The organism is uncultured Phocaeicola sp. (genome assembly GCF_948499155.1).
In the GTDB taxonomy this organism is placed as follows: domain Bacteria; phylum Bacteroidota; class Bacteroidia; order Bacteroidales; family Bacteroidaceae; genus Phocaeicola; species Phocaeicola faecalis.
Genome location: NZ_CAOOSE010000007.1, coordinates 95,798 through 111,892 on the forward strand (window position 1 = coordinate 95,798; position 16,095 = coordinate 111,892).

A 16,095-nucleotide genomic window follows, 5' to 3' on the forward strand; every position below is an offset into this window, starting at 1 on the left:
GCACCCCATTTCATAAAAATAGAAATTCATGAACGGTGAAAAATTAACTCCTATAACCAATAAACCCAGTCTATGGGCACTTAGTCCGTTACTGGTATTTCTGTGTCTTTATTTGGTAACATCTCTCATAGTAGATGATTTTTATAAAGTCCCCATAACCGTTGCATTCATGGTTTCTTCGGTATATGCTGTCTGCATCACCAAAGGACTGAGCCTGAATGAACGAATGTTGCAATACTCCATCGGTGCAGCCAATAAGAACATCATGTTGATGATATGGATTTTTATTTTGGCAGGTGCTTTTGCCCAAAGTGCAAAAGATATCGGCGCCATCGATGCAACCGTTAATATGACGCTCCATTTATTGCCTGACAACCTCTTATTGGCAGGTGTCTTTCTAGCTGCCTGTTTCATATCCATCTCCATTGGAACCTCGGTAGGAACAATTGTAGCATTAGTGCCGGTAGTGGCAGGTATTGCCGAGAAAACAGACATGAATCTGGCATTCATGGTAGGTATTGTGGTGGGAGGCGCCTTTTTCGGTGATAATCTTTCCTTTATTTCGGATACTACCATCGCAGCCACGCGCACCCAAGGATGTGCCATGCGTGATAAGTTTCGGGTAAACTTTATGATTGCTTTGCCGGCGGCATTGATAGTGTTCGGTTATTATATTTTCAGGGGAATGGATATTATGACTACTCCCGAAGTACATTCAGTAGAATGGGTGAAAGTTATTCCTTACCTGGTGGTGCTGGGAACAGCCATTGCCGGTATGAATGTGGCCTTAGTGCTCATCTTGGGAATTGCCAGCACAGGAATCATCGGAATATTGACCGGAAGTATCAGCTTCTTCGACTGGTTTGGCTCTATGGGAACAGGCATCACGGGAATGGGTGATTTAATTATCATCACACTCATGGCAGGCGGAATGTTGGAACTGATTCGTTTTAACGGTGGAGTGGATTATATTATTCAAAAACTAACCAAACACGTAAACAGCAAACGAGGTGCCGAATTATGCATTGCAGCATTGGTGAGCATTGCCAACTTTTGCACGGCAAACAATACGATAGCCATCATCACCGTAGGCCCGTTGGCAAACGACATAGCTACCCGCTACAGAGTGGACAAGCGCAAGAGTGCAAGCATTCTGGATACTTTCTCCTGTGTCATCCAAGGAATAATCCCTTACGGAGCACAGATGTTAATTGCTTCCAAACTAGCTGCATTGTCACCACTGAGTGTAATCGAGTATTTATACTATCCGGTTACCATCGGGATATTTGCACTGTTGAGTATCATACTCCGATATCCGAAGCGCTACTCATGAGATAAATGTTATTTTTGATACATTTATGACAACAGCCCGCACAATGCCTGTTGCAAACGTGCTATGACTTCTTCCATCGGAACTTCTTTGCCCAATTCCTTCTGCAAAGAAGTCACTCCTTTATCTATAAATCCACATGGATTGATATATCCAAAATAACGCAAATCCGTATTGACATTCAATGCCAGCCCATGCATCGTAACGAAATGACTACTACGCACCCCCATAGCACAAATCTTCCGTTCCTGAGAAGTTCCGATAGCAAGCCATACGCCTGTTGCCCCTTTTACCCTGCTAGCTTCTATACCATACGAAGCACATACCTTAATCACCGCTTCCTCCAATAGATGAATGTAGTCTTTCAAACCCAAATGATAGTCTTCCAAATTCAGAATGGGATAGCAAACCAACTGTCCGGGACCGTGATATGTAATATCTCCCCCTCTATCAATATGATAGAGCGTTGCACCGATAGCTTGCAACTGTGCCTCACCCAACAACATATTTACATCTTTTCCACTCTTTCCCAACGTATAGACGTGAGGGTGTTCTACAAAAATAATTCTGTTCTCATAAGGCTTTCTTTCCTGCTTTGCTTCCACCAGTGCATTGAAAAGCACGGTTTGTCTTTCCCAAGCTTCGGAGTAAGGAACTATTCCCCAATTTTCTATTTTCATGTTTTCCTTTAATTTTAAATGTAATATAGGATACGGTTCACCTGATGCATCAGTAGCATCTCTGCCTATCACCTCAAATCCTAAGTGACGGTAAAAACCATAAGCCTGCTCATTCTGTTCATTTACATCAACATAATGAACATGACAATAGTTGATGGCATACTGCAGTAATTTCTTCCCTATTCCTTTTCCCATGCTTTGGGGGTGCACAAAAAGCATCTCCAACATATCACCGTTTATCCCCATAAAGCCTTCTATCCGTTCCGGCCCTCGCACTATGTAGACAGGCATGCTATGAAGATAAACACTCCACACCAACGGTCTGAGTTTCAGAATATATTGTTCGGGAATAAAATGATGAGTAGCACGCACCGACGCTTCCCACAGCTCGGTCAGTTCCTCAAAATCATCAGCAGTAGACAAAGTAACACACATAAGCATTCATTATTTCTGGCAAAGATAAGGATAAAAACCGAGAGTTAGAGCGGATTGGAGCAAGAAGGTTGTAAACAAGGGGTTTAGAGAGAACCTGACTACGATGTCGAAGCCGAAAACGCAACATGGCACATGGGAAGACATCGTTAAATAGGTAACGATTACAGCAGCATTATTTTTGAGAAATACACATTCACAGATAGCCAAATTCAATAAATTATCAGCTTATTGTTGCTGAAATCAATATTTCAGTCCATACGCTTCCTGTTTGTTGTCCAGCGTTGTTCTATCTATCCTAAATGAAATGTCTTCCAGAATTACACGATAACTTCCAAGGGTATTTCATTCTATATTTTTTCTATTTGATTACGATATTCTTTAGGAGTCCGTTGAGTTATGCTTTCAAATTGTTTGATAAAATATGGGACATTACCATACCCTGACTCGTAGGCTATTTGAGAGACGCTCAAATTGGAATATGATAGTAACTTACAAGCATGTTCCACCCTAATTTCCGCAAGACATTGAAAGATACTTTTATCTGTCCGTTGCCGAAAATAACGGCATAGTGCCGATGGATTTTGCTTGACGTAATTGGCGATTTCCTGTAATGTGATTTTCTCCTTATAATGGTTGAATAAATAGGTATATACTTTACTGACGGGCTCATTGACTTCTACGGCAAAATTCGTATTGCTATATGCCGTACTGGACAGAAGTTTTATGTTTTTACATGCAGACAGCCGCTCCAAAATTTGAAAGAGAGCTATTATCCGATGGGTATATTCATAATGATCAATGTCTTGAAACCGTTGTCCTAATTCCTCGAATAACTCTTTATCATAAAAACGTATCCCATATTGACTCTTTTGAAGCAACTGATAAATAAGTTGATAATCAGGTATATCCTCCAACTTGAAAGGAAATATTATTGGATGGAACTGCAAAGCCTCTCCTGCACTTGATTCAAAGTTTATCGTAGAATTCAGTTTGGTATTACAAAGATGCAAATGAGGAACATTACTGCCGATTAATGCGATGTCTCCCTTTTGATAGTCAAGAACCCCTTCCCCAACAAACTGTTTTCCACTTCCACGGGTAAACAGCATAATTTCGTATTCTACATGCTTATGACGGGGCAATACGAATTGAGGATAAAGAATATGACTGCATAATGTTGTCCGCTCGTGAATGATTTTACGTTCCAGTATACCCATATTTCCTTCTTTTTTGTTTTCGCAAATATAAGAAAGTAATTAGCAAATATAATAGAATTACATGTTAAAAACATACCCTACCTTTGCAAAGTCAAAAGATTAATAGAGAGAGACATGAAAAATAATCCCATAAAACTGATAGCATCCGATATGGACGGTACACTTTTGGATTCAAATGGAATATTGAATCCGGAGTTTTTCACTATGTTTGAAGATTTAAGTAATAAAGATATAATGTTTGTTGCCGCAAGTGGCAGACAATACTACAACTTGCTGAAACTTTTCAACCTTATAAAAGATAAAATCATATTTATAGCAGAAAACGGAACTTATGTCCTTTTTAATTCCCAAGAGTTGCTAATAGTGGATGTTCCCGTAGAAAAAGCCCGTGAGGTCATACGTGAAGTTCGGGAAATAGAGGGAGCTTATCCTGTTTTATGCGGAAAGAACAAGGCATATATAGAAGACTACCACCCGGATTTTGTAAAGCAGGCATATACTTATTATGAGAAATGTAATGTCGTACCGGATTTGATGAATGTCACCGATGACAGATTTCTGAAAATAGCTGTTTACGATTTCCGAGGTTCTGCTATAAACAGCTATCCCATCATGGAGCATTTCAATAATAGCCTGAAAGTGGTTGTTTCCGGATCGAACTGGTTGGACGTAAGCCATCGGGATGCGAATAAGGGCAATGCCTTGAAGCTAATTCAGTCGTATTTTTCCGTAACGCCGGACGAGTGTATGGCTTTCGGTGATCAGATGAACGATGCTGAAATGCTTCAGTCCGTGGTTTACAGCTATGCAATGGAAAATGCTTCGGAGGAGTTGAAGCGTTACGCACGTTATACAGCCCCGTCCAACGATGCCGGAGGGGTACTGTCAGTCATCAAAGAATCTATTTTTAATAAGCAATAAACTATGGAGATAAAGGCAAAAATTACAGGAATACAGCATGTCGGTATTCCGACAAACGACATTGGAAAGAGTATGCAATTCTACCGGAGCCTCGGTTTTGAACCGGTCTGGCAAACAGTTAATCCGAACAATGGAGAAGCCGTGGTTTTCCTGCAACTGGGAAATCTGGTAATGGAGATTTACGAGAGTACACAGGTAGCAGATAAATCCGGAGCGATAGACCACATAGCGTTGAATGTTACTGGTATCGACCTGCTATTTGAGAGTATGAAAGAGACCGGACACAAGATGTTGGATGAAAAGGTGCAATACCTGCCTTTTTGGGAACATGGGGTAAAGTTCTTTACGATACTCGGTCCTAATAAAGAGAAAATAGAATACTGTGAAAAACTGACTGAATAGAATGAGGTGAGCAAGGAGGATTTATTATCGAAAATACCTTGTGCCGTATTGTGCGAGTTGACCAACGATAACGGCATAATTCCCGCCTTCCTGAAATTGTAGAATTTAGTAACCAATATAATTATCCGATTATGAGTATCAATGATTTAAAAAATTACACTCCGGCTCCCGATTTTTTGCCGGGGTTAGTCGGTTCATTTGCAAAACCCGCGTCCGAAAATCCTACTGTGGCTATCATGGAAGCCGCTTTCAAGCATCACGGTATGCACTACAGATATATCAACTGTGAGGTAGGACCGGATAATTTGGAAGCTGCCGTAAACGGAGCTAAGGCCATGGGCTGGAGAGGATTCAACTGTTCCATTCCCAACAAAATCAAGGTTATACAATATCTGGACGAGTTGGGAGACTCTGCTAAAATTATAGGGGCTGTCAATACGGTCATCATCGGGAAAGATAAAAGGACCAGAGGTGAGAATACGGATGGGAAAGGCTTTGTGAAAGCCATTTCAGAAGTGACCTCCATTCCGGGCAAGAAGGTGGTTCTGTTCGGAGCCGGTGGTGCTGCACGTGCCATTGGTGTAGAAATGGCTTTGGCGGAAGCTGCATCCATTACTATTTTGAATATCGATAACGCAGGATGGGAACTGGCCGATTTGCTGAATGGCAAGACACCCGCCAAAGCAGACTTTGTCTTATGGAATCATTCTTACCGAATTCCGGCCGATACGGACATCGTGATTAATGCCACTTCCGTAGGACTTTATCCGAATGTAGATCAGCGTCTGAACATGGATTCCGACACCTTGTTACCTAACATGGTCGTAGCCGACTGCATTCCTAATCCGGTGTACACCCATTTTGTCAAGGATGCGATGGCACGCGGATGCCAATACGTACTTCCGGGTATGAACATGCTTGTCAATCAGGCTGTGATTGCCGTGAAATACTGGACAGGTGTGGATGTGGATGCTGAAGTTATGCGTAACGAGCTCAAAAAGGTACTTGGATTATAACGGTTGTATATTATGATAATGGACTTTTCGATGTGGATACAATCATCTTCCGACTGGGGAATATTGTTTTTGTCTGCCCTGTTTATCGGTATGTCTAAGACCGGTATTCAAGGTATCAGTTTGCTTGCTGTACCAATGATGGCAATGACTTTCGGAGCCAAACCTTCTACCGGGTTGATATTGCCCATCTTATGTGTGGCTGATTTGATAGCCGTCCTGTATTATCGCAGGATTGCCGAATGGAGGTATATACTGAAATTATTACCTTCTGCTTTAGTAGGGTTTGCCGTCGCGCTGTTTGTTGACAAGCTAATTCCTCCCGCCGAGTTCAAGCACCTAATGGGTGGCTGTCTTTTAGTGGTACTGCTTGTGATGTTCTGGTCAGACTGGAAAGGTAAGGAAAATACGCTTTCCTCCCACTGGTGGTACGGACCTTTATTCGGACTGATGGGTGGCTTCACCACAATGATAGGCAATGCGGCGGGGCCTGTGATGGCCATTTACCTGCTATCGGTCAAGATGCCCAAATATAGTTTTGTAGGGACGAATGCTTGGTTCTTTTTGGTCATCAACTACCTGAAGATTCCCGTGCAGATATTTGCATGGGGCAATATCACCACCTCCTCACTGATATTAGATGCCTATACCATTCCTTTTATTATTATAGGCGGTGTGTTGGGAATTGCATTAGTTAAAAAACTGCCGGAGAAGGGATTCCGCTATTTCACAACTGCTGTCACCTGCTTGTCGGTATTGCTATTATTAGTTTAATAATCATTTTTAATTTTATACTCAATGGAATATAGAAATCTAAATGGAACCGGACTTTTTTGTTCGGACATTGACTTTGGGAACCGCCACTTTCGGTGGTACACACGGGTTTGAAGGATAAAGCCACACAGAGATGTCTGAAGCTACACGTATGGTGGATATGTGCAGATGCCAGTCTGAATAGGTTCGATACGGCTGATATGTACTCCCGTGGGTTGGTGGAAGAAATATTGGGAAAGGCCATTGCCGGAATACTCCTATACCGGCAGACAGGCACATGACTAACGGAGGCGTACCTGTCCGTGATAATATCGTACTCTATAAACTGTTTCATTGGATTGATAAAGAGAAACAGCCTCTGTTATTAAGGCAGGTCAACCGGACATTGAAACTACATGAGCAACTTGTCTGTGAATTTGGAGGAAAAGGGTATGTGGCAATGGTACATGCCTCTTTGAGGATAAGTTTTGAAAAAAGATATGGATTATGCCTTTTCTTTCTATTTCCCTTCAATTGGTGAATATACCAGTATGCTGGAGCAGGCGGAATTTAGAGTAATATATGTGATTCTGTTCAACCGTCCGACTTGTTGCCTGAACGGAGAAAACAGTCTGGCGAAAAGGGTTAGATATTCAATAAACTTCCTTTTCTACAAATGGAAGAATAATAAAGATTTAAATTAAGGACAGTCGTACAAAAACGGCTATCCTTATTTCGTTTGTTTTACATTAAATGCCATAGAAATTAACGAATATACGTATCCTTTCTATACTCCGACGGAGTTATTTTCATTCTCTTCTGTACATATCGACTAAAATAAGAAACAGATGAGAAATTCATTCGCTCGGCAATCGTAGTTAAAGACAATTCTTTTTGTCGCAGCAAACGGGTAATCTCTTGAAGAGTAAAGCGGTCAATCCAATACGTGGCAGGTTTACCACTTACCTTTTTACATATCTCCGATAGGTAATGAGGAGTAATGCAAAGTCGGGAAGCGTAAAAATCGAGATCCCGGTTTCGGATATATTCGCCGTTATATAACAGCTCTATGAATTTCCGAAGCAACGAGGTTATATGTTCCGACACCTCCACGTTATTCTGACTGCGTGCATGAATATCATAGAGGTCGAGGATGTGTGCTGTGAGCAGGCTTCCCATCAATTCTTCCCAAAACAGATGCTCTTTATCTTTCAGACGTTGCCGGATACTGTGCATAGCCTGCTTGCATACTTGAAAATCATGGGAGGAAAGTTTCATGACCGGATTCTGCAAGAGTGACAGATACCCAATAATGCCGTAATTGCTGCGAATAGCAATCGAGGAAACGAACGCATCCGAAAGATTCATCAGGATACCTTGAAAGTCTTCGGAATCCGAAAATTCCGATACGAGTGTGGCGTTGGGCAGAATTACATAATCCCCGGCCGCGATGTTATAACGGGTATCCTGAAACGTGAAACCCATATTTCCTTCGCTGCAAAGAATATGGATTACTCTTCCTGCATATCGTAAGGCATTAAATTCCTGCAATGTATCAGCGAAAATAATCCCGTCGAAGTCTGTATGTCTCATTCTTTCTTTCATCTCCTGCGAAAATAACAAAAAACCACGAATAGTGAAAATTCTTCCCCGAATAATGCAACGATAAAATAATAGGTACTCTGTAATTTTGCATCAGAATTAAAAACCATAAAGGATATGAAAAATGTAAGATTAAACAATGGAGTAATGATGCCTGCCATCGGGTTCGGTGTCTTTCAGATTCCTGAAAATGAAACGGAACGAGCCGTGAATGATGCTATCGAGATCGGTTATCGGAAATTCGATACGGCTGCGGCCTATTTCAATGAAGAACAGTTGGGAAATGCCATCCGGCAAAGTGGCATCAAACGTGAAGAGTTTTTCATAACCACCAAATTGTGGGTACAGGACTACGAGTACGACGATGCGTTGCGGGCTTTCGACCTCTCAATGAAAAAGCTCGGATTGGACTACCTCGACCTCTATTTGATGCACAAACCCTACGGAAATTACTATGCCGCATGGCGGGCGATGGAACGGCTCTATAAAGAGGGACGTATCCGGGCTATCGGGGTCACGAGTTTTTCCAACGAACGCCTGCAAGACCTTTTCTTGCATAACGAAATAAGACCTGTCGTAAACCAACTTGAAACCCATCCGTTTTTCCAGCAGCAGGCTGCTAATATTTTCTTACAGCAGGAAGGCATCCAGCACGAAGCATGGGCACCTTTTGCCGAAGGGCAGAATGACATATTCAATCATCCTACATTGAAAGCGATAGCAGAGCGGCACGGTAAGGGCGTCGGAGCCGTGATTCTTCGCTGGCTGAATCAGCGTAATATCGTGGTTATCCCGAAATCCGTACACAAGGAGCGGATGATCGAGAACTTCAATATTCTCGATTTTACGCTGTTCAAAGAGGAAATGGATGCCATCGCCCTGCTGGAGACAGGGAAAAGTCCTATCTATGACGATATGGATTTGCCTACGGTAAAAGGCATCGGGTTACATAGAATACACGAATGATTTATAAAAAAAAAGAATATGTTACGTCATGTATTTATCATCAACGTCAAGGAAGGAATTTCCGATGACGTGGTAGAACAGAAGATGGCCGAAATGCGTGCCATGAAAGAGAAAGAAACGGTTATTGAAGAGATCATGGTAGGTCGTACACGCGGACTGTTCGGACGTCTCGATGCCGTGATGATGGTCGTCGACCTTAAAGACAAGGCCGCTTTCGATGTGTTGATCCGGAGCCGGACACATATCGACATGGCGGAAAAAGCAGAAGAGGCTTTCGATATGCAGAGCGCCGATATTGCTCAAATAGAATATTAACCCTTAAAACAGAATGATATGCAGACTGTAAAATTAAACAACGGCATCGAAATGCCGATAGTAGGATATGGTGTATTTCAAGTATCGCCCGAAGAGTGTGAGCGTTGCGTGCTCGATGCCATCGGCGCAGGTTATCGGTTGATAGATACGGCGCAGGCTTATTATAACGAAGAGGGCGTGGGTAATGCCGTTGCCAAATGCAACGTGTCCCGTGATGAACTTTTTCTCACCACCAAAGTCTGGATTACTAATGCCGGAGAGGAAAAGGCAACCCGCAGCATCGACGAATCGCTCCGTAAGTTGCGCACCGATTACATCGACCTGCTACTTATCCACCAGCCGTTCAGCGACTATCCGGGAACATGGCGGGCGATGGAGAAAGCGGTAAAGGCCGGAAAAGTCCGTGCCATCGGACTCTCGAACTTCTATCCCGACCGCTTCGTGGATATGGCCGAATGTGCCGAAATAAAACCTGCCGTAAACCAATTAAAAACCAATGTATTCAGTCAGCAGTGGGACGCTGAAGCCGAAATGAACTCCTATGATACACGGATCATGGCTTGGGCGCCGCTGGCACAAGGCGATCCCGACCTTCTGACCAATCCTGTACTGACAGCCTTGGCCGAACGATACGATAAAACGGCGCAGCAAGTCGCCCTGCGTTACTTGGTGCAACGCGGCATCATCGCTATTCCGAAAAGCACGCACATCGAGCGTATGAAACAAAATCTGGATGTATTCGATTTTGCGCTTACATCGGAAGATATGGAAAGTATCCGTCCGCTCGATAAACCTGCCGGCTTCCGTTGGTCGCACCGTAATCCCGAACTGGTAAAATTCCTTCTGAATTACGACAAGCAATTTAACCCTCACAATAAGAAATAAAAGTATGAAATACGGAATATTGGGAACAGGCGATGTGGCTCACGCCATCGCCACGAAATTGACCGAACTCGGTCATGAAGTCATGATGGGGGCACGCAGTGCTACCAATGAGAAAGCTGCATGCTGGGCAAAAAACAATGATGAGCGGGCTTCTCACGGCACTTTTGCCGATGCTGCCCGATTCGGTGAAAGAGTATTCAACTGTGTCCAGGGCATTCACTCGCTCGAAGCTCTGAATGCTGCCGGAAAAGAAAATCTGAACGGGAAACTGTTGATCGACTTGGCAAATCCGTACATCTACAAGGACGGGCATATTTCACTCGATTCGAGGTGGAGCGGAACAACCAGTTTGGGAGAAGAAGCCCAAAAATTTCTGCCGGACACAAAAGTCGTAAAAACACTGAACTATCTCTGCAATCAATTGATGGTTCATCCGAGGCTACTACCGGAAGCCATTACGGGCTTCTATTGCAGTAACGATGCTGACGCAAAAGCCGAAGTAGCGGTTTTATTAAAGGATTTCGGCTGGGAGGATACCTTTGATTTAGGAAATATCAGTATGTCCCGCTACACTGAAATGCTCGGTTCGTTCTGGGTAGCCGCACTTAGTGCTACCGGGAATATGGATTGGGGAATAAAACTAGTAAGATAAACAAGTAAAAGATACAGAATGATGAAAACAAGAAAATCCGGGACATTGGTATTGATTATCAGCGGCCATACAGACCTCGCCGCATCCGTGGCCAATAAAACGATTCTCGAAACCTTGAATGAACGGCTGCCGGAAGCCGAAATCGTAAAGCTGGACGAACTCTATCCCGACTTCAAAATCGATGTGGAAGCCGAACAGCAGAAATTGCTCCAGGCAGACATCATCGTGTTGCAGTTCCCCCTATTTTGGTACTCCGCACCCTCCATATTGGCACGTTGGATGGAAGAGACTTTCCGTCACGGATTCTCGCACGGAAGTACCGGAGACAAGCTCAAAGGCAAGAAACTCGTTCTCTCTTTCACAACGGGAGCTCCCGAAACACTATATAGCCATGAGGGGGCGATGGGCTACATGATCGACGAATTTTTGGCTTGCTACAAAGCAACCTGCCGACTGACTCAAATGGAGTATAGCGGCAGTGTTTATACCTGTGGTGTAAGTTATGGCAACCGTACCACACCGGAACTTATCGAGCAACAAAAAAATGTATCGGTGGCGCACGCTGAACGTCTTATCAAATTACTCGAAACGCTCTGATACTTGAAGATAGAATATATAATCTCGATAAAAAGTAAAGGGAACAAGATGCCATTGCCTGTGGTAGTATCTTGTTCCTTTTTTAAATAAACTGGTGGGATTATATTCGTTTAATCACTTTAGCCGGATTGCCGCCCACTACCGTATTATCCTCGACATCGTGGGTAACAACCGCACCGGCGGCTACTACCGCATTTTCTCCGACCGTAATACCGGGGAGAATGGTAGCTCCTGCACCGATCCAGCAGTTACGTTTCAGCCTGACGGGTTTGCAGGTCAAAATCTGGTGATCGTATAAATCGTGATTGTTTGAGATAAGTTGCGCATTGGCGGCTATCATCACATCATCTTCGATGGTAATACCTCCGGCAGCCATGAAGAGCGAATTATTCATCACTACCACATTCCGACCTATTTTTACGCTATTGCCTCGTACCACTGTCAGAGGAGGCATAACACGACTTCCCTCGCCTATGTTCCCCATAAAAAGCTCCGACACAAGCCGGTTGTACTCTTCGGTCATAGGCATGGTGTGGTTAATCTTAAAGCAAAGCTGCACACAACGAATCCCTTCGGCGGGGTCGGCCTCTTCAGGCTTGCGCATGTCGATTCTAAATTCTTCCATATCCGTATTTACGCTGTTATTGCCTGCCCTTTATAATCATTCGGGGTTTGTCCCACCACTTTCTTGAACAACCGTGTGAAATGTTGCGGGTATTGAAAGCCCAATTCATAGGCAATCTGGCTGATGGACTTTTCCGGATTCAAGATATGTTCTTTAGCTATATCCATAACCTTGAATTGTATGTATTCTTGGGCTGATTTTCCGGTTTCTTTTTTTATCAGGTCACCGAAGTAATTGGGCGACAAGCATAGCTCGCCGGCACAATATTTGACTGTCGGCAGACCGTTCTGTTGCGCTTTTCCAGACTGGAAATAATCGTCGAGTAACGTTTCAAAGCGGGTCAGTACATCGTGATTAACCGGCTCCCGTGTAATAAACTGTCGTTCATAAAAACGCAGGCAGTAATCCAGCAACAGTTCGATATTGGTCGCGATCAGTCGTTTGCTAAGACAGTCGATAGTGTGTTCCAACTCGTTCCGAATCTTCTCCAGACAGTCAATAAACAATTTTCGTTCCCGTTCCGACAGATGCAGGGCTTCATTCACCTTGTATGAGAAATAGGAATACTCCCGGATGTTACGACCGAGCGATGTTCCCCGTATCAGTTCCGGATCGAAACAAAGCGCCCACCCTTGAGGCTGGAAAGTCTCTCCCGTGTCTTCCACCCCGATTACCTGTCCGGGTGCAAGACACACGACAGAACCTTTCTGATAATCGTAACGCTGGCGTCCGTAAACCAACTCGCAATTCTTCTCGTCTTTCAGAAATACGACATAAAAACTGAAAGTGTGTTTCATATGTTTCATCGGCTTCGCTTTCGACAAGTCGATTACACTCACCAACGGATGCAAGGTCTCCACACCCAGCATATCATTATATTCTGTAACGGTTGTAATATTCAATAGTTCTTTATTCATTGCTTTGTTGTTTTTCTGACGGCAAATATAAGAATTACCCCGTTTATCAATATCATAAGAAGGCCAGAATCCGTAATTTCGGTAAGAGAATCCGTAATCGGGTTAAGGTCGGGCAATCGGCAATACCGTAATTTTGCAACTACTAAGAATAATAATTAAAGTAATAGATTTAGAAAATGAAACTAGATGTAATGATATTGACCGGAGCCGGTCAGATCGGTATGGCAATAGCCCGTCGCATGGGCTATGGAAAGAAAATAGTTGTGGGTGATAAGAAGATGGAAAATGCGGAAGATGTTGCCCGAATCATGAATAATGCCGGGTTCAATGCAATACCCGTTGAAATGGATCTTTCATCCAGAGCATCCATATTGAGCCTGATTGCCGAGGCCCGGAAATACGGTGAGATCTCGATGCTCGTCAACGCAGCGGGCGTATCGCCGTCGCAGGCTTCGATAGAAACCATATTGAAAGTGGATTTATACGGAACTGCCGTTTTGCTTGAAGAAGTCGGTAAAATTATCAAAGAAGGTGGTGTCGGCATTACGATTTCCAGCCAGTCGGGATACCGAATGCCTGCACTCACTGCCGATGAGGACGAACAACTGGCCTGCACACCGACAGAGGAATTGCTCTCGCTCGATATTCTTCAACCTCAAAATATCCGGGATACGCTGCACGCTTACCAGATGGCCAAACGCTGCAACGTGAAACGTGTAATGGCCGAGGCCGTGAAATGGGGTGAACGGGATGCCCGTATCAACTCCATCTCTCCAGGGATTGTCGTAACCCCGCTGGCATTGGATGAGTTCAACGGGCCGAGAGGCGATTTTTACAAGAATATGTTCGCCAAGTGTCCGGCAGGGCGTCCCGGTACGGCGGACGAGATTGCTAACGTAGCCGAGTTGCTGATGAGTGACCGGGGAGCGTTTATCACGGGAGCCGATTTCCTCATTGATGGCGGCGCTACGGCATCCTACTTTTATGGAGCGTTGAAGCCCGAAAAATGAAACAATCAAATCAATGGAGTTATGAAAAATATAATATCAATTTTAATGATGCTTTGCGCGTGTGCATTTACCGTTCATGCGCAGGGTAATACGTCTCAAACAACAGATATGAAAAATAGTAAGAAAGTACTTGTGGTTTTCTTCTCCCGGACGGGTGAGAACTATGCGGTGGGAAATATCGAAAAGGGAAATACCCATATCATTGCCGAAATGATTACGAAAGAGACCGGAGGCAAGTTGTTCCAAATAGAAACGGTCAAACCTTACCCGGATGAATACAAGGCTTGCGTAGAGGTTGCGAAAACGGAGAAAGAAAGCAATGCACGCCCGGAAGTAAAAGGTGATGCAAAAGTCGAGGATTACGATATTATCTTCTTGGGGTATCCCAACTGGTGGGGAGATATGCCGATGGCGGTCTATACCTTTATCGAGAGGCATAATTGGAACGGGAAAACTGTCGTTCCGTTCTGCACGCACGAGGGTAGCGGGCTGTCGGGTACGGAACGTAAACTGAAAGATGCCTGCAAAGGAGCTACGGTAAGTGAAGGGCTTGCCATAAAAGGCACAACCGCGCAAAATTCGCAGCTACAAGCACAGAAAACAGTACAGGCGTGGTTGCTAAAAATGAGTTTTGATAAATCTATTATTAGATGATTTATGATTCTTATATGATTCAGAATAACAAATATTTAACTGTAATAGAAATTGGAGATATCGCTACGAAGATACTTATCCGCCAAGACCTCATGTATGCAAACGACGTTGGACGAGAGCCGTTATCGAACTGGTCGAATTGATATGTGCCTTGCACGAAATGAAACGTATCGATGACGGGAAGATGCCATGAACGAAGTGACCGGATTCTTCGGCAAAAGTGGTTTGGTATTCGTCTCAATGTGCAAAATTTCTATGACGCTTATATCGGCATCAGACGTCGCAAGGGCGAGAGCTGTACCTATTTGCTCGATAAATTGCGCGAATGTCTGATACATAAAAGTTTCTTATCCCCTGCATAGAAAAGATATTTATCGTATATTTGCAACTCAAAACAAGCTAAAGAATATGGCACTATCCAATAAAGAAATACCGATTGACCTACGTGAGCATATCGCAAAAAACATTCTTCCCCGATATGAGGCTTTTGACAAAGCTCACCGTCTGGATCATGTAGAAAAGGTAATGGAAGAAAGTATGAAGCTGGCACAATATTACGAAGTGGAAACCGCAATGGTATATGCCATTGCAGCTTACCATGATTTGGGGTTATGCGAAGGACGGGAATTTCATCATTTGGTTTCGGGAAAGATTCTGGCAGCCGATGAAAAACTACGGGAATGGTTCAGTGAAGCACAACTGCAAACCATGAAAGAAGCCGTGGAAGACCATCGTGCATCAAACAAACAGGCTCCCCGAAGTATTTATGGGAAAATTGTAGCAGAAGCCGACCGGATTATCAACCCCGAAGTGAGCCTGCGCCGTGCCGTTCAATATGGTTTATCCAATTATCCCAAGCTGGAAAAAGAGGCGCAATATGAGCGTGCCGTCGCCCACCTGCGGAACAAATATGCCTACGGAGGATATCTAAAGTTATGGATACCCCAGTCTTCCAATGCCCATCAGTTGGAAGAGCTACGTGCTATTTTGGCAGATGAGGAGAGGCTGAGAAGTATCTTTGAAAAGCTATACAAAGAAGAGATACAACAAAGAGGATAACACGACTTGTTTATTCCTAAAAATTGCGAAAGCATCTGCAGGATTATAGAAAGAAGAGTTAT

Annotated in this window: 19 protein-coding genes and 1 pseudogene; 14 read left to right on the plus strand and 6 right to left on the minus strand. The window is 43.7% G+C overall.

Annotation, left to right across the window (positions count from 1 at the left end; all coding sequences use genetic code 11):
* The first annotated feature begins 28 nt into the window (after positions 1-28).
* Complete coding sequence (locus QYT14_RS07530) at positions 29-1,333, plus strand: Na+/H+ antiporter NhaC family protein (protein WP_237039323.1); 1,305 nt, start codon at positions 29-31, stop codon at positions 1,331-1,333.
* Positions 1,334-1,356: 23 nt separating this feature from the next.
* Here QYT14_RS07530 and lipB read toward each other — a convergent pair whose 3' ends face one another.
* From lipB to QYT14_RS07540, 3 genes and pseudogenes are all read right to left on the minus strand, one after another.
* Positions 1,357-2,010, minus strand: a complete 654-nt coding sequence (lipB, locus tag QYT14_RS18850; RefSeq protein ID WP_347280230.1) for a lipoyl(octanoyl) transferase LipB — start codon at positions 2,008-2,010, stop codon at positions 1,357-1,359.
* 66 nt (positions 2,011-2,076) lie between these two features.
* A pseudogene (locus QYT14_RS18855) lies at positions 2,077-2,451 on the minus strand (GNAT family N-acetyltransferase); the annotation flags it as partial.
* Between the two features lie 341 nt (positions 2,452-2,792).
* On the minus strand, positions 2,793-3,662 hold the full coding sequence (locus QYT14_RS07540) for an AraC family transcriptional regulator (protein WP_288324756.1): 870 nt from the start codon (positions 3,660-3,662) through the stop codon (positions 2,793-2,795).
* A gap of 114 nt (positions 3,663-3,776) precedes the next feature.
* Here QYT14_RS07540 and QYT14_RS07545 point away from each other — a divergent pair, with 114 nt between their 5' ends.
* The 5 genes from QYT14_RS07545 to QYT14_RS07565 all read left to right on the plus strand — a co-directional run bounded on the left by QYT14_RS07545 (position 3,777) and on the right by QYT14_RS07565 (position 7,053).
* On the plus strand, positions 3,777-4,583 hold the full coding sequence (locus QYT14_RS07545; RefSeq protein ID WP_288324755.1) for a Cof-type HAD-IIB family hydrolase: 807 nt from the start codon (positions 3,777-3,779) through the stop codon (positions 4,581-4,583).
* A 3-nt stretch (positions 4,584-4,586) separates the two neighbouring features.
* Positions 4,587-4,985, plus strand: a complete 399-nt coding sequence (locus tag QYT14_RS07550; protein WP_288324754.1) for a VOC family protein — start codon at positions 4,587-4,589, stop codon at positions 4,983-4,985.
* A gap of 131 nt (positions 4,986-5,116) precedes the next feature.
* Positions 5,117-6,001 (plus strand): shikimate dehydrogenase, encoded by an 885-nt coding sequence (locus QYT14_RS07555; RefSeq protein WP_288324753.1) that lies wholly within the window; start codon positions 5,117-5,119, stop codon positions 5,999-6,001.
* Positions 6,002-6,013: 12 nt separating this feature from the next.
* Positions 6,014-6,772, plus strand: a complete 759-nt coding sequence (locus tag QYT14_RS07560) for a sulfite exporter TauE/SafE family protein (protein ID WP_288324752.1) — start codon at positions 6,014-6,016, stop codon at positions 6,770-6,772.
* A 95-nt stretch (positions 6,773-6,867) separates the two neighbouring features.
* Positions 6,868-7,053: a hypothetical protein gene (locus tag QYT14_RS07565; RefSeq protein WP_288324751.1), complete on the plus strand. Its 186-nt coding sequence runs from the start codon at positions 6,868-6,870 to the stop codon at positions 7,051-7,053.
* Between the two features lie 463 nt (positions 7,054-7,516).
* Here QYT14_RS07565 and QYT14_RS07570 read toward each other — a convergent pair whose 3' ends face one another.
* The gene (locus QYT14_RS07570) at positions 7,517-8,344 is read right to left on the minus strand and encodes a helix-turn-helix domain-containing protein (protein ID WP_288324750.1); all 828 of its coding nucleotides are present in this window, start codon (positions 8,342-8,344) and stop codon (positions 7,517-7,519) included.
* Between the two features lie 126 nt (positions 8,345-8,470).
* Here QYT14_RS07570 and QYT14_RS07575 point away from each other — a divergent pair, with 126 nt between their 5' ends.
* From QYT14_RS07575 to QYT14_RS07595, 5 genes are read left to right on the plus strand one after another with little or no spacing between them, the layout of a single operon-like run.
* Positions 8,471-9,319, plus strand: coding sequence for an aldo/keto reductase (locus tag QYT14_RS07575; RefSeq protein ID WP_288324749.1), 849 nt, complete (start codon positions 8,471-8,473; stop codon positions 9,317-9,319).
* 18 nt (positions 9,320-9,337) lie between these two features.
* Positions 9,338-9,634, plus strand: coding sequence for a hypothetical protein (locus QYT14_RS07580; protein WP_288324748.1), 297 nt, complete (start codon positions 9,338-9,340; stop codon positions 9,632-9,634).
* Positions 9,635-9,652: 18 nt separating this feature from the next.
* Positions 9,653-10,519, plus strand: a complete 867-nt coding sequence (locus QYT14_RS07585) for an aldo/keto reductase (protein WP_288324747.1) — start codon at positions 9,653-9,655, stop codon at positions 10,517-10,519.
* A gap of 4 nt (positions 10,520-10,523) precedes the next feature.
* A complete protein-coding gene (locus QYT14_RS07590) occupies positions 10,524-11,171 on the plus strand; it encodes an NAD(P)-binding domain-containing protein (protein ID WP_288324746.1) in 648 nt (215 codons plus the stop codon).
* Positions 11,172-11,192: 21 nt separating this feature from the next.
* On the plus strand, positions 11,193-11,768 hold the full coding sequence (locus QYT14_RS07595) for an NAD(P)H-dependent oxidoreductase (protein ID WP_288324808.1): 576 nt from the start codon (positions 11,193-11,195) through the stop codon (positions 11,766-11,768).
* Positions 11,769-11,868: 100 nt separating this feature from the next.
* On the opposite strand, the gene QYT14_RS07600 is transcribed toward QYT14_RS07595, so the two are convergent.
* Together QYT14_RS07600 and QYT14_RS07605 are read right to left on the minus strand one after the other, a co-directional pair.
* A complete protein-coding gene (locus tag QYT14_RS07600; RefSeq protein WP_288324745.1) occupies positions 11,869-12,393 on the minus strand; it encodes a DapH/DapD/GlmU-related protein in 525 nt (174 codons plus the stop codon).
* A gap of 8 nt (positions 12,394-12,401) precedes the next feature.
* Complete coding sequence (locus QYT14_RS07605) at positions 12,402-13,310, minus strand: helix-turn-helix domain-containing protein (RefSeq protein ID WP_288324744.1); 909 nt, start codon at positions 13,308-13,310, stop codon at positions 12,402-12,404.
* A 176-nt stretch (positions 13,311-13,486) separates the two neighbouring features.
* On the opposite strand from QYT14_RS07605, the gene QYT14_RS07610 reads away from it, so the two are divergent.
* The 3 genes from QYT14_RS07610 (at position 13,487) to QYT14_RS07620 (ending at position 16,033) form a co-directional block, all read left to right on the plus strand.
* The gene (locus tag QYT14_RS07610) at positions 13,487-14,320 is read left to right on the plus strand and encodes an SDR family oxidoreductase (protein ID WP_288324742.1); all 834 of its coding nucleotides are present in this window, start codon (positions 13,487-13,489) and stop codon (positions 14,318-14,320) included.
* A gap of 108 nt (positions 14,321-14,428) precedes the next feature.
* Positions 14,429-14,974: a flavodoxin gene (locus QYT14_RS07615; RefSeq protein WP_288324741.1), complete on the plus strand. Its 546-nt coding sequence runs from the start codon at positions 14,429-14,431 to the stop codon at positions 14,972-14,974.
* 408 nt (positions 14,975-15,382) lie between these two features.
* Positions 15,383-16,033 carry an HD domain-containing protein gene (locus QYT14_RS07620; RefSeq protein ID WP_237039305.1) on the plus strand — a complete coding sequence of 217 codons (651 nt, stop codon included), beginning with the start codon at positions 15,383-15,385 and terminating at the stop codon, positions 16,031-16,033.
* Positions 16,034-16,095: the final 62 nt, after the last annotated feature.